The organism is Kitasatospora sp. NPDC057965, from assembly GCF_042887135.1.
Taxonomy (GTDB): Bacteria; Actinomycetota; Actinomycetes; order Streptomycetales; family Streptomycetaceae; genus Kitasatospora.
On the sequence record NZ_JBHVPZ010000011.1, the window covers coordinates 1 to 19,075 of the forward strand.

The 19,075-nt window shown below is 76.9% G+C and carries 12 protein-coding genes; 7 read left to right on the forward strand and 5 right to left on the reverse strand.

Annotated elements, in window-relative coordinates; all coding sequences use genetic code 11:
- The 3 genes from ACFVVU_RS15930 to ACFVVU_RS15940 all read left to right on the forward strand — a co-directional run.
- Positions 1-2,838 (forward strand): hypothetical protein (locus ACFVVU_RS15930; RefSeq protein ID WP_387790354.1); only part of this gene is annotated, 2,838 nt, incomplete at its 5' end.
- Positions 2,839-3,088: 250 nt separating this feature from the next.
- Complete coding sequence (locus ACFVVU_RS15935) at positions 3,089-3,448, forward strand: hypothetical protein (RefSeq protein ID WP_387790356.1); 360 nt, start codon at positions 3,089-3,091, stop codon at positions 3,446-3,448.
- A 13-nt stretch (positions 3,449-3,461) separates the two neighbouring features.
- A complete protein-coding gene (locus ACFVVU_RS15940) occupies positions 3,462-4,127 on the forward strand; it encodes a hypothetical protein (RefSeq protein ID WP_387790357.1) in 666 nt (221 codons plus the stop codon).
- Here ACFVVU_RS15940 and ACFVVU_RS15945 read toward each other — a convergent pair.
- Positions 4,112-4,789 carry a hypothetical protein gene (locus ACFVVU_RS15945; RefSeq protein ID WP_387790359.1) on the reverse strand — a complete coding sequence of 226 codons (678 nt, stop codon included), beginning with the start codon at positions 4,787-4,789 and terminating at the stop codon, positions 4,112-4,114. The genes ACFVVU_RS15940 and ACFVVU_RS15945 overlap by 16 nt on opposite strands.
- Before the next feature lie 730 nt (positions 4,790-5,519).
- Between ACFVVU_RS15945 and ACFVVU_RS15950 the strand changes: the two genes are divergently transcribed.
- Positions 5,520-8,582, forward strand: a complete 3,063-nt coding sequence (locus ACFVVU_RS15950) for a BTAD domain-containing putative transcriptional regulator (protein WP_387790361.1) — start codon at positions 5,520-5,522, stop codon at positions 8,580-8,582.
- On the opposite strand, the gene ACFVVU_RS15955 is transcribed toward ACFVVU_RS15950, so the two are convergent.
- Positions 8,571-9,077 carry a hypothetical protein gene (locus ACFVVU_RS15955; protein WP_387790363.1) on the reverse strand — a complete coding sequence of 169 codons (507 nt, stop codon included), beginning with the start codon at positions 9,075-9,077 and terminating at the stop codon, positions 8,571-8,573. The genes ACFVVU_RS15950 and ACFVVU_RS15955 overlap by 12 nt on opposite strands.
- 274 nt (positions 9,078-9,351) lie before the next feature.
- On the opposite strand from ACFVVU_RS15955, the gene ACFVVU_RS15960 reads away from it, so the two are divergent.
- Positions 9,352-10,293 (forward strand): DMT family transporter, encoded by a 942-nt coding sequence (locus ACFVVU_RS15960; protein ID WP_387790365.1) that lies wholly within the window; start codon positions 9,352-9,354, stop codon positions 10,291-10,293.
- A 322-nt stretch (positions 10,294-10,615) separates the two neighbouring features.
- Here ACFVVU_RS15960 and ACFVVU_RS15965 read toward each other — a convergent pair whose 3' ends face one another.
- Both ACFVVU_RS15965 and ACFVVU_RS15970 read right to left on the reverse strand, forming a co-directional pair.
- The gene (locus ACFVVU_RS15965) at positions 10,616-13,189 is read right to left on the reverse strand and encodes a BTAD domain-containing putative transcriptional regulator (RefSeq protein ID WP_387790366.1); all 2,574 of its coding nucleotides are present in this window, start codon (positions 13,187-13,189) and stop codon (positions 10,616-10,618) included.
- 311 nt (positions 13,190-13,500) lie between these two features.
- Entirely contained in the window at positions 13,501-14,019 is a 519-nt protein-coding gene (locus ACFVVU_RS15970) for a DinB family protein (RefSeq protein ID WP_387790367.1), read from the reverse strand.
- A 400-nt stretch (positions 14,020-14,419) separates the two neighbouring features.
- Between ACFVVU_RS15970 and ACFVVU_RS15975 the strand changes: the two genes are divergently transcribed.
- Positions 14,420-15,232: a class I SAM-dependent methyltransferase gene (locus ACFVVU_RS15975; protein WP_380689040.1), complete on the forward strand. Its 813-nt coding sequence runs from the start codon at positions 14,420-14,422 to the stop codon at positions 15,230-15,232.
- Between the two features lie 112 nt (positions 15,233-15,344).
- On the opposite strand, the gene ACFVVU_RS15980 is transcribed toward ACFVVU_RS15975, so the two are convergent.
- The gene (locus ACFVVU_RS15980; protein WP_380688485.1) at positions 15,345-17,345 is read right to left on the reverse strand and encodes a flavin monoamine oxidase family protein; all 2,001 of its coding nucleotides are present in this window, start codon (positions 17,343-17,345) and stop codon (positions 15,345-15,347) included.
- 145 nt (positions 17,346-17,490) lie between these two features.
- Between ACFVVU_RS15980 and ACFVVU_RS15985 the strand changes: the two genes are divergently transcribed.
- Positions 17,491-18,933, forward strand: coding sequence for a GH1 family beta-glucosidase (locus tag ACFVVU_RS15985; protein ID WP_387790369.1), 1,443 nt, complete (start codon positions 17,491-17,493; stop codon positions 18,931-18,933).
- Positions 18,934-19,075: the final 142 nt, after the last annotated feature.

The following is a 19,075-nucleotide window of genomic DNA, read 5'->3' on the forward strand; positions in this document are numbered from 1 at the left end:
GAGCCGGTCCGCGCCGCGCTGCCGGCCACCGGGCCGTCCCCGGCCCCGGCGCCCGCACCGGCGGCGGGCGCGGCGGCGGCGCCGGGCTCGTCGGTGCTCCGCGCGGTCGGCCCGCACTTCGTGATCGCCCCGTCCACCGCCCGCGAGGGCGATCTGACGGCGGCGATCGGCGCCCTGCGGCCCGTGCCGGACGCCGTGGTGGTGGTCGCCGCCGCGCCCGACTCGGCCAAGGTCCTGCGCGACCGGATGGCCGACCTCGGTGTGATCGCCCGCGCCCGGGGCGCCGCCCACCTGGTGCTGGCCGCCTCCGGGCTGGCCGCGCTCGCACCCAACGGACGGCGGCCGGCCGAGGTCGTCGCCGAGCGCGCCGGGGTGCCCGTGGTCGCGCCGGACGGCCTGGTGGAGATCACCCCGGGCGGCAACCTCAAGGTCACCGACCCGGCGGGCGCGGTCGAGGCGTCCTCCTGGTGGCGCTGCGAACCGGGCCAGGCGCCCCGCCGGCTCAACGACACGATCGGCGCCGCCGCGTCCGTCACCGCACCCGTCACCGCGCCCGTGCCCGGACCCGGCCCCGGATCGCCCTCCGCCGGCGCACCGGTCGTCGGCGGCCGGGCCGACGCCGTACGCGTCCTGCGGCTACCCGCCGGCTTCTGGCTCACCGACCCGGCAGACCCGTCCACCGCCCCGCTGCCCGACCTCCGGCTGGCCGCCGCCCCGCCCGGCAACGCGGTGGTGATCATCGGCACCCCGGCCCGGCCGGTCCTGCTGCCCGAGGACTTCGCCGAGGCCGTGCTCGCCCTGCCGCTCGGCACCGACCGCCCGCTGGTCAGCGCCCCGTGGGCGGCCCCCGACCAACTCGCCGCGCTCACCGGCGCACTGGCCGCCCGCACGGCCCGGCCGGTGCAGGCCGCGATCGGGCTGCCCGTCCTCGGCCCCGGCGGCCCCACCTCGCGGGTCCTGGACCGCGACGGCCGGGCCGGCTGGGAGCCGTTCCTGCTGCGCCTGGCCACCTCGCCCGGCGCCCCCGCCACTCCCGCCGCCTGGCGCAACGGCGGCGCCGACTGGCGCACCGACGGGCCCGCGGTGTTCCGGGCCTTCCCGTACTGGGCCCTGGAGGCCGTCCCCGCCGGGCTCTGGCTGCGCCCCGAACCCCCGCACGTGCTCACCCCGCGCTTCCGGCGCCCCGAGGCGGCCCGCCCGCTGCTGATCGTCGGGGAGCGCGACCGCCCGGTGCCGGCCGACGCCTTCGAGGAGCTCGGCACCCTCCTGGACCGGCTCCCGGCCGCCGGCGCCGAGGGGTTCGGCCTGCTGGTCCACGGGCTGCTGGAACCCACCGCCGAACGCGTCGGCCGGTTCGTCGCCCGGATGCACGAGCTGGAGTGGCTCGGCGCCGAACAGCCGTTGAACGGCCCGCCCGCCGTGGCACCGGTGTCGTACGGCATCGGGCGCCCGACGGCCGCACCGCGCCCGGCGACGGCGGCTCGCGCCGAGGTGCGCGCCGAGGCGCAGGCCGAGGTGAGGGCACCGGTGCGGCCCGGGGTGCAGGCCCCGGTGCGAGCCGAACTCCCCGCCCCGCACCGGGTGCCGACGGTCCCGCAGGCCGTCACGGAGGCCGAACCGACGGCGCGCCACCAGGTGCCCGCGGTGCCGGAGCCGCTGCCCGTCCCGCCGCCCACACCCGTGCGGGCCACCGCCGCCCCCGCCACCGGCAGCTCCGCCGGGGCCACCGCGCCGTCCCGCCGGGCAGTGGTCACCGCCGGCGAGTCGAGCACCCCCTCGCCCGCCCCCGGCAGCACCGCCGTTGCCGGCGCCGCTCCCGGCGGCGGCCGCGCGGCCGTTCCGTTCCGCACCCCCGAGGTCCCCCCGGTCGAGCCGCCCGCCGAACCCGACCGGGAAGCGCCCTCCCCGCCCGCGTCACCGTCCCCGCCGCCCCCGCCTTCCCGGCCCTCCGCGGCGGAGGAGCCGGCACCCGCACCCGAGTCGGCGGTCGGCCCGGCCGAGGAGTCACCGGACGCCGGGAGGCCCGAACCCTCCCCCGGCCCGACGGCGGCCCGCCACTTCGGCCTCGACGACTGCCCGGCACCGGTGACCGCGACCAGCGCCGCCGAGCGCGACGCCGTCCGCACGCTGCTCGGCGACCACTACCACCGCTGCACCGGCCGCCTCGAACAGCTCGCCACCCGGCTCCCCGGCCTTCGGTCCACCTCCCAGGACGACTTCAAGCCCGACCTGGCCGCCGTCCTGCTCCACCACACCGACAGCGGCGTGCCGACGACCCGCGCCGCCCTGGTGGCCGCCGCGCGTTCCGGCGACCCGGCGCTGCGGCCGTTCCTGCGCTGCCTCGGCGCCGGTCTGCGCCGCCTGCCGAGCCACCACGGTGCCGTGCTGCTCGGTGCCGCCGCCGGTCCCGATCCGGACTCCGTCCTCGCCCACTACCCGACCGGCCGGCAGTTCCGCGAGCCCGCCCCGCTCTCCGGCCTGACCGCACCGGGCTCCGAACTCCCCGGCTCCTGCGTGGAGTTCCTCGTCTGGTCGGCCACCGGCCGGCGCACCTCCGTGTTCGACTCCGCCGACGGCCCGGCACAGGCGGTCTTCCCGCCGGGCACGGCGTTCACCGTCGTCGGCGTGGTCCCGTCCGACGGCGACCGCCCGGCCTGCGTCCTGCTGCGCGAATCGGGCGGCGACCCCTCCGAGCGCAACCGCAACGCCCTCACCCGGCTGCGCGCCTGGCTGGAGCGCCGCGCCGCCATGCCCCCGGCCGAACGCCCCCGGGCCGACTCCCCCGACCGCTTCCACCTCACCCCGGGCGTCGCCCTCGGCGCGCCCGGCGTCGCCTGAGGGACGGACAGGCCAACAGCGCTCTCGGACGGCACCGCGCCGCTCCCCCGCCCCGAGCCGCCGACCACACCTTCACCCGGGATCCGGGCGCACCGCCTCCGCCCCACCCCATCCCGCCGCTACGCCCGTGCGGCGCCTCTCCGTGACCGTTCCGCAACCCGGCCCCCCGGTGCCTGACTTGCCGTCAAATTGCTTCCTGAGTGCGGACTGCCATGGAACACTGGAGTCGGAACCGCAATAGGGGGGTCTGATGGCCGGGGTGGAACTGGTGATGGCGGCGCTGGCCGCCGGGGCATCGGCGGGGCTGACCGACACGGCGGGCAGTGCCGTTCGGGATGCGTACTCCGCGCTCCGCGAGACGGTGCGCCGTCGGCTGCCCGCGCATGCCGAGGAGATACTGGACGCCGAACACGTGGACCCGGATACCAGGGAAGCGTGGCTGCGTGAGCAGCTGACCGCATCCGGCGCCGACCGGGACCAGGAGCTGCTCGCGACAGCCGCAGCCCTCCTGACACTGGTCCGCCCAGGAGGCAGGTACCAGGTGGATGCGCGCGGCGCCAAGGGTGTGCAGGTCGGCGACCACTCCACCCAGACCATCACATTCAACTGAGGGCGGCAGACACATGGACAGCCGTGACGGTCGCCCCCCACGGATCGACGCCCGGGAAACGTCCGGACTTCAGGTCGGGGACGGAAGCCTCCAGATCAACCTGACGGCCGGCAACACTCCGTCGACCGCGCCGGTCGACCGGGCCAGGCGGTACCTCTACTTCAAGATCGGCAGCAGTGCCGGGACGAAGTTCGACATGATCCCGCCGATCGCCCGGTCCCACCCCTCGGAGGCGCTGTCCGGGTTCCTGGCGGCGTTGGAGCGCGCAGGAATCCCCCAGGAGCCTCTCGACGCGATCAGCGCTCGCGCCGAGGATGTGGCCGCAGCACCCCCCGGGGAAGAGTTCGTGGCGGCGGTCTTCGCGTTCGCCGCGGCGGTCGACGGCGTCACCGATGCGCTCCGCGGGTGCTCGGTCGGCGACGAGTTCGACTGGTTCACCCTGACCGATCTGATCGGAAGGATCGTCCTGATCGTGCGGGCGCTGTGGCCCGAAGACCCCACGTCGGAGATCGAGGCCATGCGCTTGAGCCTCTACGCGGTGGCGGAGCGCCTCGACGTGCCGGCGAGTGTGCGGAGCAAGATCCAGGACTTCGCCGTCATGGAACTTCCCACTGCCACGGTCGACGAGTTCGCCAATGCCGCGATACGCCTTCTGGAGCTCTGCTACCGCTTGCTCTGACCACGGTCGCCCGCGTGCGGGTCTGCTTGGCCGACCCAACGGCCCCAGTCGCCGGAGGCCGCCGTCGCGGGCGGGGCCGTCGGGGCGACGGGTGTCGCCGGCCGCACCCGGCCCATCGGCAGGCGGGCCGCCTGGGGCTGGGGGTTCCCGGCCACCCCGCGCAGCGCCGGAGCCCTCGTGGCCTCCCCCCGCGGCGAGGTCCCCGGCGCGGCGGGGACCTCGCCGCCGCCCACCGCCAGGCCGCCCACCGCCCCCGAACTGGTCCGCGTCCCTCCGCGCGTGGCCGGGCCCACGCCCTCCACCGGGGACGGCGCCGGGACCGGGCGCTCGGCCACCGTCGCGGACAGCCGCAGGATGAAGTTGCGTTCGGTGGGGTCGCCGTTCGGCCAGTCGCAGTCCTTGCTGCGCACGATCCGGCTGCGCAGGCCGCCCGACGAGGTCTGCCACGGGAACGGCAGCACCCGGACGTTGGGCCGCCAGCCGACGCCGGGGACGCAGTGCTGCAACTCCAGCTCCCACTCGTCCGCCCGCACGTCCAGCGAGGCTCCGATCCGCCCCTCCAGCACGTAGGTGCCGTACGGGGTCCGAACCACCGCGCGCTGCTCGTAGTAGGCGTCCTTGTCGAGGACCGTGATCCGCAGCGGCCCGTTCATTCGCAGCATGATCGCCCTTCCCGGCGGTCGAAGCACGCGGAACCGACACGGCCCCGCATCCTGGTCGACGGGGCGTCCGGACGGCCGGGTTCACGGGTTCCCGCCCCGGTGCCCGCCGTGTCCGCCGGAACCCGACGGCCGGTGAACCGGCACCGGCGGCGGAGCCGTTGACCATTGGTGGCGGGCGGTTCCCGCCGGGGGCGCACGCGGCCTCCGCGCACGGCGCCCGCGCCCCGACCCCGCGCCCCGCCGGTTCCGCGCCCATGTCTGTTCGGGCAGCGCAGCGCTCCCGATCGCGCACACCTCCCGCACCACCGGGCGCACCCGCCGCCCCGTCGCGCGGCGGCCCGCCCGGCCCCGCGACCGCCCCGGCGCACCACGGGCCATGGCCGGACCCGGCGCACCACAGGTCGCTGGCACCGCGCCCGGCGGCGCGGCCGGTCGGCGCCCGGCCCGGCAACCGTTCTGGTTTGCACCCGGAACACGCCTGCCCGACCGTGCCGCCGCCGCCCGCACCGCAACCGGACGGCACCCCTGGTCTGTCCATGGCAGACGACGGGGCCGCGCCCGCCCACCACCGCCGTGGCGGCGGACCGGGCCCGTCGCCCGCGCGGACCGGCGGTTCCCCGCCTTCCCCGCGCCGCACACCAACCGTCACAAACCGTACGACCGGCGTGGTTAGACTGCGCCCCGCATCGGGTGGGGGCCCACATCCACCCACGCTCACCAGGGAGAATCCGTGTTCGTCCGACTGCTGGGCCCGGTGGAACTCCGGACCGCCGACGGCCGGTCCGTCGAGCCCGCCGCCGCCAAGCGGCGCGCCGCGCTGGCCCTGCTGGCGCTCGAACTCGGCCGCACCGTTCCGGTCGGGCGGTTCTTCGAACTGCTCTGGGGGGACGAGCCTCCGGCCCGGGCCCGCGCGGCGCTGCAGGGCCACATCGCGGCCCTGCGGAAGCTGATCGCCGGCTCCGAACTCGTTCTGTCGACCCGCCCCCCGGGATACCGGCTGGACGGCCCGGCGGACGCGGTCGACACGTCGCTGTTCGAGCGGCTGACGGCCCGTGCCGCGGCGGAGAGCGCCCCGGACGGCGACCGGGCGGCGGCCGGCCTGCTGCGCCGGGCGCTCGACCTGTGGCACGGTCCCGACGCCCTGGCCGACCTGCCCGAGACCGACCTGCGGGACGCGCTCGCCGACCGTCTCCGCAAGGACCGGGCGCTCGCGCAGCAGGCCTGGGCCGACCGGCTGCTGCGGCTCGGCCTCGGCGCGGACGCGGTGTCCGACCTCGACCGGGCACTGGAGTCCGACCCCTGGAACGAGGCGCTCGCCGCCCTGCTGGTGCTCTGTCTGAACCAGGCCGGGCGCCCCTGGGACGCGCTGAACGCCTACCACCGGACCCGCCGCCGGCTCGCCGCCGACCTGGGCGTCGGCCCGGGCGTCGCCCTGCGGTCGGCGGTGTCCGGGCTCCTCGCCGACGAGCCGGCGCGACGCCCGACCGGCGCGACCGGCGCCACCGGCGCGGCCCCCACCCGCATCATCGGGCTCCCCCGGCCCGGCGGGAGCACCGGAGACGGGGCAGCCGGCACCGCGTCCGCAGCGCCCGCAGCACCCGCCGCCGTTCGCCCGCGGCGCGCCGCGCCGACGCCGTTCCCGAGCTGCAAGCCCGCCCCGCACCCGGCCACCGCGCGGGGCGCCGCCGCCGAATCCCGGCAACTCACGCGACCCGACGCCGTGTTCGCGGTCCGGCCGGGGCACACGCGGTCGACGGCTCCGACCCCGGGCCCCGACCAACTCCCGCGCCCGACCGCCGGATTCGTCGGCCGATCCGGCGAACTCCAGTGGCTGGGCGAGCGGTTGCGCAATGGTAGCAGCGACGGAGGCCCCGGAGGCCTCGCCGTCCTGGTCGGCCCGCCCGGCACCGGGAAGACCGCCACCGCCGTCCGGTGGGCGCACGACGCGTCCGCCGCCTTCCCGGACGGACGGCTCTTCGCCGACCTCAATGGCTTCGGCCCCGGCCGGCCGGCCGAACCGGTCGCCGTGCTCGGCCGGTTCCTCCGCGCCCTCGGGGTACTGGAGGCCGAGCTGCCCGCCGAGCGGGCGGCCCGCGCCGCGCTCTACCGGTCGCTCACCCGCGAGCGCCGCCTGCTGGTGGTGCTGGACAACGTCCGCGACGCCCGGAACCTCACCGAGCTGCTGCCCTCCGGCCCGCACGGCGCCGCCGTGATCACCAGCCGCAGCAGCCTGGAGGACCTGGTGGCCACCGAGGGCGCCGCCCCGCTGCGCCTCGGCCCGCTGCCCGCCGAGGACGCCCGCCGTCTGCTGGAGCACCTGCTCGGCCGCCCCCGGGTGGCCGCCGAACCCAGGGCCGCCGACCGGCTGGCGGAGCTCTGCGGGCGGCTGCCGCTCACCCTGCGGATCGCCGCCGCCCGGCTGGCGACCCGTCCCGGCTGGGCGATCGCCGACCTGGTCCCCGAACTCGCCGACGAGCGGACCAGGCTGGACGCCCTGGACACCCGGGGAAGCACCAGCCTGCGGGCCGCCCTCGATCTGACGGTCCGCCACATGCCGCACGCGGCCGCCCAGCTGCTCGCCCTGCTCGCCGTCCACCCGGGCACCGAGACGGACGTCCCGGCGGCCGCCGCGCTGCTCGGCGCCGGCCCCGCCGAGGCGGGCGGCGCGCTCGCCACCCTCGCCGCGCACCACCTGCTCACCGAGATCTCCCCCGGCCGCTACCGCCGTTGCGACCTGATCCGGCTGTACGGCTCCGAACTCCTCGACGCACGGCCCGCGACGGAGCGCACCGCCGCCACCGCGGCCCTGGCCGACCACTACCTCACGACGGTGGTCCACGGCGCCGCCCTGCTCCAGCCCGCCCCTGGCGCCGGGGCCGTCCCCGGCACCGGGTCCGTCCCCGCGCCCCGGACCGGGCGCGCCGGGCGGCCGCGGTTCCCCTCCGTGCGCTCGACCCTGGACTGGTTCCAGGCCGAGGAGCCCGCCGTCCGCGGCCTGGTCGCCGCCGCCGCCGAGGACGGCGACGCCGAGCGCGCCTGGCAGCTCGCCTACCGCGCCGACGGCCTCTACTACAGCGTCGGCCGCCCCGCCGACCGGCTGGCCTGCCTGCGGACCGGGCTCGACGCGGCCGGCCGCACCGGCGACCCGGCGGCCGTCGCCGCGATGGAGGCCGTGACGGCCCGCGCGCTGAGCGGCCGGGGCCGGACGGCGGAGGCCCACCGGCTGGCCCGCCGCGCCGTCGACCGCACCTCCGGGAGCGAGGACACCGTCCGGGTGCAGGCCCTCACCGTGCTCGCCGTGACCACGGCGGCCGGCGGGCGGCCGGCCGAGGCGGTCCGGCTGGGCGAGCAGGCCATCGCCCTCGCGGAGGCGCACGGCCATGCCGAGCACGCCCCCTACGCGCTCAGCAACACCGCCGGTCTCTACGGCCTCGCGGGCGAGCCGGAGCGTGCGCTGCGGCGCGCCCAGGAGGCCCGCGCGCTGCTCGCCGAGCACCCGATGGCCGTCTTCCACCTCTCCGCGATGATCAACGAGGCGCACGCCCTCCAACTGCTCGGCCGGCCCGCGGAGGCGGAGACGGCCTGGCGGCAGACGCTGGAACGCTGCCGGCTCGCCGGCGCCGTCCATCTGCACGCGGTGGCCGAACGCCACTTCGCCGACTTCCTGCTGGCGGCCGGCCGCGGCCCGGAGGCCGTCGGCACCCTGCGCTCGGCGCGCGGCCTGTACGGGCGGCTCGGCGACACCACCGTCGTCCGCGAGCTGGACGAACGCCTGGCGACGTTAGCGGGCTGAGGACCGCCCGGGTTCGGGTTCCGGGTCCCCCACCCCGGAGTCGCCCGATCCGCAGTCCCCCGATCCGGAGTCCCCCGGCCCGGTTTCCCGCAGCAGCTCGGCCGTCAACGCCGTCACGCCGTCCTCCCCGACGCGGTGCAGCAGCAGCGCCACCCACTCCACCGCCTGCGCCCGCTCCAGCGGCGTCCACCGCGCCGCCGAGGGATGCTCGTCGACCACCAGTGCCTCGGCGATGGCCCGCAGCCCGTCCGGCACCGGCGTCCGAGGCCCGCGCCGCCCCAGGCCGTCCACGGCGAGCCGGCGGGCCGCCGCGACGACCACCGCGCCGTCGGCCGGGGGCACCGCCCACCCGCCGCCGGCCCGGTCACCGCCGGCCCGCCCGTCCTCGCCGGGCCGCTCGGCCGCGAGCCACCCCGCGACCAGCTCCCGGACCCCCGCCTCGCCCACCGCTTCCGCCATGGCGGCCAGCCTGCCAGCACCACGTCCCGTGGTCATCACCGTCACGCTGACGAGTACGGCTGCCGCCCCGCCCGGCGTTCACCACCCGCCGCGGGACCGGCCCCGGGCCGGGCCGACGGAGGCGGGCGCTAGCATCAGCGCATGACCTCGTACTGGCACGTCGTGCTGCCACCGCTGTCCGCCTGACCGGGCGCACACACCGGCAAGACCGATCCCACGGCCCCGGCCGGCCCACCAGGGCGCCGGGGGTCCGTGCCGTGCGCCCGTTCCGAACCCGCGTCCAGGAATTCGACAACGGAAGTCCACGACTGTGCCGACCCGCACCCCCACACCCGTCTCCGCGCCCCTGCCCCCGACGGCCCGGCGCCCCGGCGCCCTCGCCGGTCCGCTGCCCGTCCTCGCCGCCGCCGTGCTCTGGGGCACCACCGGCACGGCCGGCTCGCTCGCCCCCGCCGCCGCCCCGGCGGCCGCCATCGGCTGCGCCGGACTGGCCCTCGGCGGGCTGCTGCTCCTCCTCTCCGACCGCACCGCCCGTTCCCTGCCCAGGACGTGCACGCCCCGCGAACGGCGGCTGCTGCTCCTGGGCGCGCTCGCGGTGGCCGGGTACCCGGTCACCTTCTACCCCGCCGTGGCCCGCACGGGGGTGGCGGTGGCCACGGTCATCGCCCTCGGCAGCGCACCGGTCTTCACCGGCCTGCTGGCCTGGCTCACCGGCGGCCCCCGGCCCACCGCCCGCTGGGCCTGCGCCACGTCGACCGCCGTCCTCGGCTGCACCCTGCTGGTGCTCGGCCCGCAACTCGGCGGCGCCGGCACCGCGATGGACCTCCCCGGCGTCCTGCTGGCCGCCCTCGCCGGGCTCTCCTACGCGGTCTACTCCCTGGTCGGCGGCCGGCTCATCGCCCACGGCCACCCGTCCGCCGGGGTGATGGGGTCGATGTTCGGCGCGGCGGCCGTGCTGGTCCTGCCGGTGCCGCTGATCGGCGACGCCGCCGGCTGGCTGACCACACCGCGCGGCGCCCTCGTGGTGCTGCACCTGGGCGTGGTCACCACATTCCTCGCCTACCGCCTCTTCGGCCGCGGCCTGCGCCACACCTCCGCCCAGACCGCCACCGCCCTCACCCTGGCCGAACCCGCGGTCGCCGCCGTCCTGGGCGTCGCCGCCCTCAACGAACGCCTCCCCACCGCCTCCTGGTCCGGCCTCGCCATCCTCACCCTCGCCCTCACCCTCCTCACCACCCCCCGCCGCCGCTGACACCCCGCACCGAACCGGCCCCGGTCCGCCCCCGGACCGGGGCCACCGTACGGACCCCACTCCCCGGCCCGCGTGGGACAGCCCCGGTCGCCGGCCCGGACGCGACCCGCCGCGCACCGCGCACCGCCCATCCGCACCGCTCCCGGCCAAGGCAGGGTGGCCCTCACCGGCCACACGCCGTTCCCCCGGCCTCGCCACGCCCCGCCCGTCGGCCCCCCGCTCCCCCGACCCGCGCGGCGCCGCCCGAGCCGGAGGGCGACGCGCCGCCGACCACAGCCCGCTCCACCCCCGGGTCGTCAACCACCCACCGGCCACGCTCCCCTCAGTCCTCCAGGGCGGCGAGGCGGCGTTCCAGGGCCGGGTCGGGGCGGCCCTCGGCGGTGTGCAGGGCGAGGGCGCGGCGCCAGCAGTGGGCGGCTTCCTCGGGGCGGCCGAGTTCGGCGAGGAGGGCGCCGTTGAAGTCGAGGGTGAGCAGGGTGAGCCGGGTGTCACCGTGCCGCCCGGCGGCGGCGAGTGCCGCGCGGGACGCCGTGAGCGCCTCCTCCGTGCGGCCGAGGACGCGCAGGGCCTCGGCCCGGCTGAAGCGGAGGGTGCCCTGCAGCGGGTCGTCGGGGTGGTCGCGGACGAGGGCGAGGGCGCGGTCGGTGTGGGCGAGGCCGCGCTCGGCCTCGCCCACCCGGTGCAGGCAGTGGGCGAGACGGTCCAGGGCGCGGGCGGTCGACGGGGCGTCCTCGCCGCGGGCCTCGCAGGAGGCGACGACGCGTTCCAGCACGGCGATGGCCTCATAGCCCCGGCCGGACGCGGCGAGGGTGCCGGCGAGCGCGGTGAGGCACTGGTCGCGGACGGCGGTCTCGTGGACGCCCTCCGCCTCCGCGACGGCCCGGGCGGCGACGGTGGCGGCCTCGGTGAAGCGCTTCCGGGAGACCAGGGCGAGGCCCAGGTCGGTCCGCAGCCGGAGCCGGGCGGCCCGGTCCCCGAGGCGTTCGGCCGCGGCCAGGCCGTCCCGGGCCAGTTGCTCCCACTCGTCCAGGTGGGCGCCGTCGAGGTAGTGCAGGGGCCCGCAGGCGTGGGCGAGCCGCCACACCTCCGCGTCGAGGGCGTGCGCGGCACCGGCGTCGGCCAGGGCCGCCAGGGCGGGCCGCGCACGGCGGAACCAGGCCGTCGCGTCGGCGGCGGCCTCGGCGGTCTCCGCCCATCGGCCGAGCAACCGGCCCAACGCGGCGGCCCGTTCGCCGGCCGGGAGGGCGGCGGCGAGTTCGGCCGCGTACCGGCGCACCGGGCCCGGCCGGTCGAACCGTCCGGGCCCGCTCCGCTCGACGAGCCGCGCGGAGACGAGGGCCGCGAGCAGCTCGCGCGCCCGGGGCACCGGGACCCCGCCGAGCGCGGCGACATCGTGGGCGTCGAGGACCGCCCCAGGACACAGCCCGGTCAGCGTGAGGACCCGACCGGCCTCCGTCGGAAGGGCCCGCCACCCGACCTCCACGGCCGCCGCCACCCCGTCGCAGCCCGCCGCGCGGACCCCGGCCAGCTCCTCCGCCAGCGCGGCGACGCTCCCACCGGCGGTCGCGAGCCGCGCGCCCATCAGACCCACCGCGAGGGGCAGTTGATCGCAGAGCGCGACCAGTCGCGCGGCGGCCTCCGGTTCCCGGTCGACGACCCGGCCCGCGATGCCCCGGCCGGCGCCGGCCACCGCCGCGAGCAGGCGGACCGCCTCGGTGGGGGCCGGCGCGCCGAGCGGCAGCGGGACGGCACCCTGCCGGGCGACCAGGTCGGCGGTGAGCCGGTCGGCGCGGCCGGTGACCAGGACCAGCACCTCGGGGTGGCCGGGCAGCAGCGGTTCGACCTGCTCGGCGGAGCCGGCGTCGTCGAGCAGGAGCAGCAGACGGCGACCGGAGGTCAACCTGCCGAGCAGGGCGGCGCGTTCGGCGGTGCCGTCCGGGAGTTCGCCCTCGTCCGCGCCGAGGTCGCGCAGCAGCACCGCCAGGGCCGCGGCGGGGGTGACGGCGGCGGCCCCGTCCTCGCCGCGGAGGTCGACGGTGTGGCGGCCGTCGGGGAAGCGGTCGGCGCGGCGCTCCGCCCAGGCGCGGGCGAGGCCGGTCTTGCCGACGCCGGCGGGGCCGGTGAGCAGCAGCGGGCGACCGTCGGCGGTGGCGGCGGCCGCGTCCAGGCGGGCGAGTTCACCGGAGCACCCGGTGAACTCGAAGGTACCGGATGGACGTTCGCCGCTCGCTCGCGCCCGTTCGAGGCAGCGGGCGAGGAGGGCGGCGGCGCTCCCGCGCCACGGCTCGGCGGCGACCAGCGCCTTCAACTCGTCCACCGCGTCCGGCATCAGCCCGCCCTCCTCCCCCCGCCTCGCGAGCGCTTCGACCGCGAGCCGTTCGACGGCCCGCCACCGGGCGGCGGTCAGCCGTGGCCCGGCCTCGGCGGCGAGCCGGCCGGAGCCGCACCCGTCGAGGGCGGGTCCGCGCCAGAGCGCGAGGGCGGTGCGCAGCAGACCCCCGGCGTCGACGGCCGGCTCACCCTGGGCGGCGGCGCACAGCCGCTCGAAGCGGTGGACGTCGACGGCGTCGGGGTGGCCGAGCAGCGCGTAGCCGGCGCCACGGGTGACGAGGTGGAGCCCGTCCGGGTCCTCGGCTATGGAGCCGGCCGGGGGTGCGCCGTCGGCGGCGGCCATGAGCAGTCGGCGCACGCCGGTGACGTGGCCCTGGAGCGCGGAGCGGGCGTTGGCCGGCGGGGCGCCGTCCCAGAGCAGGCCGGTCAGCCGCTCGGCGGGGACGGTCCGGCCGAGGTCCAGGGCGAGTGCGGCGAGCAGTGCGCGCCGCTTGGGGCCGGGCTTCGGCAGGGCCCTGCCGTGGTCGTCCTGGAGCTCGAACCGTCCGAGCAGATTGATGCGCACTGCCGCTCCCCACCGCGTTCCGATCAGTCGATCAGGGTGAGAGCATAGGGAATGTCTGGATTGGTCCACACCTTTCCTGGTGAGCACCGGTTGTCCCGAACTAAGCTTCTCCTCACGTACCATGACGGACCGTCGACACAACCGTCACTCGGGCCGGTGGCGCCCCCGCCGGGGTCGACCGTTCAGGAGGCCTCCGGGCCCGGCCCCCTGGCAGCCTTGTCCGTGCTGTACCACCGCTTGACAGCCCATAGGAGCATCAACGACCGGTCCTTCCCGGTGCGGCGTGGTCCGGCCACCGCTCGGTACACCCCCTACGGGCCGACCTCGCCGTCGATCGCCTCACGCAGGAAGTCGGCGTGGCCGTTGTGCCGCGCGTACTCGTGGATCAGGTGCAGCATCACCAGCCGCAGCGAGACCTCCGCTCCCCAGCGCGGCTGGTAGCCGGTGACGTCCAGCGAATCCGCCGCCAGCTCGATCCGCCGGGCGTGCTCCACCTCCGCCTCCCAGGCCGCGAACGCCTCGGCCCGGTCGGCCCCGGTCGTGTCGTAGGCGGCCTGGTAGTCGCCCTCCGGGGACCAGACCAGCGGGACGTCCTCCCCGTCGATCACCCGTCGGAACCACGTCCGCTCGACCTCCGCCATGTGGCGGACCAGGCCGAGCAGGGTCAGGGCCGACGGCGGGCTCGACCGCAGCCGCAGCTGTTCGTCCGTCAGGCCGGCGCACTTCTTCGCCAGCGTGGCCCGGTGGAAGTCCAGGAACGCCCGTAGCGTCTCCCGCTCACCACCGGTCAGCGGCGGGGCGACCCGCCCGTCCCCCGTGTCCACGCCCATGACGCCGCTCGCTTCCGCTGGTGTGCCGATGATCCGGCGGCCAGTCTCGCAGGTCGGGCGGCCGGCCCGCTGATCTTTTCCGCCCGCCGGACCGGTACCGCGCGCCCCCTTGCCGGTCCACCCCTCCGCCCCGGTCGAACGGTAGGGTTCGGAGGCGACGGAGCCGGCGCGAGGACAAGTGCGACGACAGCAAGCAAGCTCATCATCTCGTATGACACACAGGACGATTGGCCTGCGTGTTGTCCCACGAAACCACTCCCTTCGGGTAGTTCCGCCCTGCGCGTGTTTGGGTACGTACTGCGGCGCGCGCCGCCCGCGGGAGACCCGGAGCACCGGCCCTCCCGTCCGACGCCGCCGCCCACCGGCCGCCGCCACTACATACGAGGAGCCCGAGCGAGCCATGAGCCAGGACCGCATCCCCGGACCGGTACGCCAGACGTACGGCGCCGACGACCTGTCACGGACCGCCGGTTTTGCCGGCGGATACATCAACTTCGGTGACTGGAGCGGCATCCGCACCACCGTGCCCACTCCCGAGGACCGCGTCCGCAGCCAGGAGGACCTCTACCGACGGGTGCTGCGCGCCTTCCCGGAGCCGAGGGAGTCGCTGCGGCTGGCCGAGGTCGGCTGCGGGCGCGGGCTGGGCGCGGCGCTCGCGCTCTGCGAGTTCCGCTTCGCCGCGGTGACGGGCGTCGACATCCACCCGGACCAGATCGAACGCGCCCGCGCCGTCAACGCCAAGGCGCTGGCCACCTTCCCGGACCGGCTGGGCTACGCGCTGGGCTCGGCGGAGGACCAGCCCTTCGCGAACGCCTCACTGGACGGCGTGTACTCGGTCGAGGCCGCCCAGCACTTCCGCGAGCTGACCGGCTTCGCCCGCGAGGCGGCCCGGGTGCTGCGGCCGGGCGGGCGGCTGGTGGTCACCACCTTCTTCAGCGCCGAGGGGCCGGACGTCGCCGAGCGGTTGAGCATCCTGCTCGGCAGCTTCGCCAACGGCCTGGACGTCGCGCACCCGCTCGACACCTTCACCGCCGACCTCGCCGCCGCCGGATTCACCGACGTCGCCACCGAGTCCATCGGGGCGGACGTGTGGCCGGGGCTGGACCGCTACCTGGAGGGCACCGTCCCGCACGGCCACTGGACCCGCAACTTCCTCGGCGCCTGGCGCGACGGCCTGCTCGACTACCACCTCGTCACCGCGACCCGCCGCTGACCGCCGGCCCCAGCCGGCCCCAGCCGGCCCCAGCCGGCCCGTCCGGCGGCCGACCACCCGGGGCGGTCCCCGCACACCGCGGGGACCGCCCCGCCCCGACGAGCCGCCGGGGTCAGCCCTGGTGGACCAGCAGCGCCGTCCGGACGGCCGATTCGAGCGCGCCCTCGACCCAGGCCGGCTTGGTGGAGGTGTGGTCCCCCGCGAAGTGCAGCGGCCCCTCGGAGCCCGGGATGTCCGGGAACAGCTCCGTGTGCTGGCCGGGCAGCAGCACCGACGCCTCGCCGTAGGCGTAGTGGTCGCGCACCCACGACTGCGTCCTGCACTTGGTGGTGAAGAAGACCTCGCAGCGCCGGCCGAAGATCGCCTGCACCCCCGCGAGCGCCCGCAGGTAACGCTCCTCGTCGGCGTACGCGTCCCACTTGAGCGCGTCGTCGGACCAGCTGTACGTGGCGAGCACCACGCCGCCCTCGCTGCCCTCCAGCGGGTGGGCGTGCTCGAAGTAGACGAACCGGTTGGCGTTGTCGCTCACCGAGCCGCCACCGCGCAGGTGCGCGGCCTCCGGGTCGCCCCCGACGGGGCGGAAGTCCGCGAAGCACGTCCTGAGCTCCTCCGGGACGCTCACCCCGAGCTGCCGCACCGAGACGTGCGCGCCCAGGTAGCGGCCGTCTTCGACCCGGCCCGACCGGTAGCGCTCGTAGAGCCCGGCCTCGATGCCGTCCAGCGACTCCTTCCACTGCTCCTCGGTGAACTCCCACCAGCGGCGGGAGAACTCCAGCAGCACCTTGGTCGCGGCGTCGTAGTGCAGCTCGGTGATCGCCCGCCGCTTGCCGTAGCCGAGCGGCGGGTCGAAGGCCACGTGCCGCAGCCCGGCGAACGGGACGGTGATGATCGCCTCGTCCCCCTCGAAGACCTCGGTGACCCCGCCCCTGCCGCTCTGGCTGTCCTCGGAGACGGTGTGCACCCGGACCTTGCCGCCGTTCCGGTCGATGCGCACCGCCCGCCGGTCGAACCGCACCTTGCCCTTCACGGCGGCGTAGAGCGCGTCGACGAGCCGGGCGGTGCCGCCCTTGATCTCCCAGAACTTCGTCCTCGGGTCGATCAGCGCGGCGGACAGGAAGCTGTGCACGAAGGACAGGTGCAGCCGCGAGGTCACGTTCTGGATGGTGCCGACGAGGTCGACGGTCCTGATGTCCAGGCCCGCCTCCTCGGTGAGGTACCGGTACATCGACCAGTGGCCGTAGCGCCGCAGCACGGTGGCCCAGCCCTCGACGAGCGCCGCGCCCTCCTTGCCGCGGACGAGCGCGAGCGCGGGTTCGAGCGCCACGGCGTAGATGGCGGCGGCGGTCCGGGCGAGGTCGGGGCCGGTGACCCCGAAGCTCGCGTTGACCTCCCTGGGGTCCGCCTCGTAGTCGGCGCGGCGCACGTGCAGGCCGTTGACGTGGATCCAGGCCCGGTTGGCCCGCACCGACGGCTTCTCCACCTCCACGTCCACCAGCAGGAACTCCTGGCGCGGAAGGTCGTACTTGTCGAGCAGCGCCATCACCAGCGGGTGGCTCTCGGGCAGCCGCATCGCCCCGCCCTCGGCGTACTGCCCGGGGTCGGCGAACGGCTGCTCGCCGTCCTCGTGGCCGCCCTTGCGGAAGGTCTTGATCCGCCCGCCGACCCGGTTGCCGTTGGCCTCGATCACCACGACGTCGTGGCCGGCCCGGTTGAGCAGGTCGGCGGCGAGCAGCCCGGCCGGCCCGGCGCCGACGACCAGCACGCGCTTGGTCGCCCGCGCCCGGGCCGGCGGCAGGCCGTCCCGGACGATCTTCAGGTAGCCCGGGACGAGCGGCCGGTCGTGCTCGTCGTAGACCGCGATCGCGCGGGCCACCGTCGTGTAGGCCTGCTCATCGGTACCCGCCGGCACGACGGACGGCACGACGGCGGGCGCCGCGCCCGGGGCGAGCGCGGTCGCGGGCGCGGCGGAGGCGGCGGTGAGCCCGGCGGCGAGCACCGAGGCGCCGGTGATCGTGACGACGGAGCGCCGCGAGGGCCGGGCGGCCGACACCCCGTCACCGGCGGTGGTGGTCGGGGTCTTCCTGGGGGAAACGTTCACATCTGGAGTGGTCATGGCGCACCACTCTTGGCGCACACTCGACGCGACGGAACCGACATCACCCGGACGAGAAGATCAACCACCCAATCGAATTCGGACTCCCCCGCTGCCTTGACGCCCGGCCGGGCGTTCCGCCCCCTCCCCTCCGGAGCACACCACCATGCCCCTGCCGGACCCCGCCCCCGACACCGCGGCGCTCCGCTTCCCGCCCGGCTTCCACTGGGGCGCCGCCACCTCCGCCTACCAGATCGAGGGTGCGACCGCCGAGGACGGCCGCACCCCGTCGATCTGGGACACCTTCTGCCGCACGCCCGGCAAGGTCCACGGCGGCGACACCGGCGACGTGGCCGCCGATCACTACCACCGGCTCCGCGAGGACGTCCGGCTGATGGCCGAACTCGGCCTCACCGCCTACCGGTTCTCGATCGCCTGGCCGCGCGTCCAACCCACCGGCCGCGGCCCCGCCAACCCGCGCGGCCTGGACTTCTACCGCCGCCTCGCCGACGAACTGCTCGCCGCCGGGATCACCCCCGTCGCCACCCTCTACCACTGGGACCTCCCGCAGGAACTGGAGGAGGCCGGCGGCTGGCCGCAGCGCCGCACCGCCGAGCACTTCGCCGCCTACGCGGCCCTGGCGGGCGAGGCACTCGGCGACCGGATCACCCGGTGGACCACCCTCAACGAGCCCTGGTGCAGCGCCTTCCTCGGCTACGGCTCGGGCGTGCACGCCCCCGGCCGCACGGACCCGGTGGCCGCCCTGCGCGCCGCCCACCACCTCAACCTCGCCCACGGCCTGGCCGTGACGGCCCTGCGCTCGGTGCTGCCCGCCGGGGCCGAGGTGTCGGTGGCGCTCAATGCGCACGCGCTGCGCCCGCTCACCCCGTCCGCCGCCGACCGGGACGCGGTGCGCCGGATCGACGCGGTCGGCAACCGGGTCTTCCTCGGCCCGATGCTGGACGGCGGCTACCCCGCGGACCTGCTCGCGGACACCGCGCACCTCACCGACTGGTCCTTCGTCCACTCCGGGGACCAGGCCGCGATCCACCAGCGCCTGGACTGGCTGGGCGTGAACTACTACACGCCGACCGTGGTCTCCGCCACGCCCGAGGACGCCGAACCCGCCCGCGCGGACGGCCACGGCGCGGGCGGCGCCTCCCCCTGGCCGGGCGCCGACCGGGTCGGCTTCCACCAGGCGCCGGGCGAGCGCACCGCGATGGACTGGGCGGTCGACCCGTCCGGTTTGTACGAGCTGCTCACCGCGCTCGCCCGCAGCCACCCCGAACTGCCGCTCATGGTCACCGAGAACGGCGCGGCCTACCCCGACGGGCCCGGCCCGCGGGGCAGCGTCGACGACCCGCGGCGCACCGCCTACCTGCACGCGCACCTCGCGGCCGTGCACCGGTCCGTCGTCGACGGCGCCGACGTGCGCGGCTACTTCGCCTGGTCGCTGCTGGACAACTTCGAGTGGGCGTACGGCTACAGCAGGCGTTTCGGCCTGGTCCACGTCGACTACCGCACCCTCGCCCGCAGCCCCAGGTCCAGCGCCCACTGGTACGCCCGGGTCGCCCGGACCGGCGTCCTCCACCCGCCCGGCGCCGGCTGAGCCCGCCGACCGGCCGGGGGCCCGGCGGCCGTCCCGGGGTCTCGACGGCTGTCCGGGCGGTGCAGCAGACTCTGCACGACGGCTCCCACCGCACCCACCCGCACCAACCGCCGCGTCCGAACCAGCACATCGGAGAACCACC

What these genes read in the sequence shown, in the direction of transcription:
- ACFVVU_RS15985 (WP_387790369.1), top strand. Translation starts at nt 17,491, where the DNA reads ATGCCCCTGCCGGACCCCGCCCCCGACACCGCGGCGCTCCGCTTCCCG.
- ACFVVU_RS15980 (WP_380688485.1), bottom strand. Translation starts at nt 17,345, where the DNA reads ATGACCACTCCAGATGTGAACGTTTCCCCCAGGAAGACCCCGACCACC.
- ACFVVU_RS15935 (WP_387790356.1), top strand. Translation starts at nt 3,089, where the DNA reads ATGGCCGGGGTGGAACTGGTGATGGCGGCGCTGGCCGCCGGGGCATCG.
- ACFVVU_RS15945 (WP_387790359.1), bottom strand. Translation starts at nt 4,789, where the DNA reads ATGCTGCGAATGAACGGGCCGCTGCGGATCACGGTCCTCGACAAGGAC.
- ACFVVU_RS15970 (WP_387790367.1), bottom strand. Translation starts at nt 14,019, where the DNA reads ATGGGCGTGGACACGGGGGACGGGCGGGTCGCCCCGCCGCTGACCGGT.
- ACFVVU_RS15940 (WP_387790357.1), top strand. Translation starts at nt 3,462, where the DNA reads ATGGACAGCCGTGACGGTCGCCCCCCACGGATCGACGCCCGGGAAACG.
- ACFVVU_RS15955 (WP_387790363.1), bottom strand. Translation starts at nt 9,077, where the DNA reads ATGACCACGGGACGTGGTGCTGGCAGGCTGGCCGCCATGGCGGAAGCG.
- ACFVVU_RS15975 (WP_380689040.1), top strand. Translation starts at nt 14,420, where the DNA reads ATGAGCCAGGACCGCATCCCCGGACCGGTACGCCAGACGTACGGCGCC.